The following is an 861-nucleotide window of genomic DNA, read 5'->3' on the forward strand; positions in this document are numbered from 1 at the left end:
CAGCCTCCCTGTCAGGTTGAGGGCTGGGCCGGCCAAGATAGGTCGTGACGGGTGCGTCCCTTTCGAACGGGATCAACACCCCGAGGACGTGCCCGGTCTCGGCGTTGAGTGCTCGTCGCTGCGCGGCATCGAGGATTTCGGTGCGGATCTCGGGGTCTGGAATCACGACGGCTTGCTCGATGCCGAACACGGCGAAGGGCGCGCCCCAGTGGGACATGCGGAGGATGGAGGCTTGTTCTTGTGTCTGTGTCATGAGGTGGTCTCCGTCTCCAGCGGCGCGTAGTCGGTGTAGCCGCGAGCGCCGCCGGTGTAGAAGGTGGTGAAATCCGGTGCCGCCAGGGCCGCATTCGTGGCCAGGCGTCGGGGCAGGTCGGGGTTGGAGATGAACAGCCGGCCCAGCGAGACGGCGTCAGCGCCGCGCGCGAGGGTTGCCGTGGCCCGGGAGAGGACTTCGCTGGCAGGTGTGGTGGGGTCGGTGCCCATGTTGTGGATCCACCGGCCGTGCCACAGCGAGCGCATCTGCTCGATGATCTCGGGGGCACTGGTCGAGGTCGTATGCAGGTAGGCCAGCGATCGAATCGCGGGCCGGGACAGCAGCTGACCGTACTGGGTGAGCAGATCGGGCTCGTGCAGGGAGGTGATCGAGGCCCCTGGTGAAATCCTCAACCCGACGCGGGCAGCACCGATAGCCGCGACGACACCCTCGATGACAGCAACCGGGAATCGGCAGCGGGCCTCGGGGCTGCCTCCGTACTGGTCGGTGCGGGTGTTCGTGCGGGGTGAGAGGAACTGGTGGAGGAGGAAGCCGTTGCCTGCATGGATCTCGACGCCGTCGAATCCCGCCGCCATGGCCCGGCGCCC

At 67.4% G+C, this 861-nt stretch carries 2 protein-coding genes; both read right to left on the bottom strand.

Going from position 1 to position 861, the window contains the following annotated elements:
- Positions 1-253: hypothetical protein (locus tag UN64_RS21765; protein WP_139343250.1), on the bottom strand; the 253-nt coding region annotated here is incomplete at its 3' end.
- Positions 250-861: oxidoreductase (locus UN64_RS21770; protein ID WP_486598930.1), on the bottom strand; the 612-nt coding region annotated here is incomplete at its 5' end. The genes UN64_RS21765 and UN64_RS21770, both read right to left, overlap by 4 nt.

Source organism: Fictibacillus arsenicus (genome assembly GCF_001999465.1).
Lineage (GTDB): Bacteria > Bacillota > Bacilli > Bacillales > Fictibacillaceae > Fictibacillus > Fictibacillus arsenicus.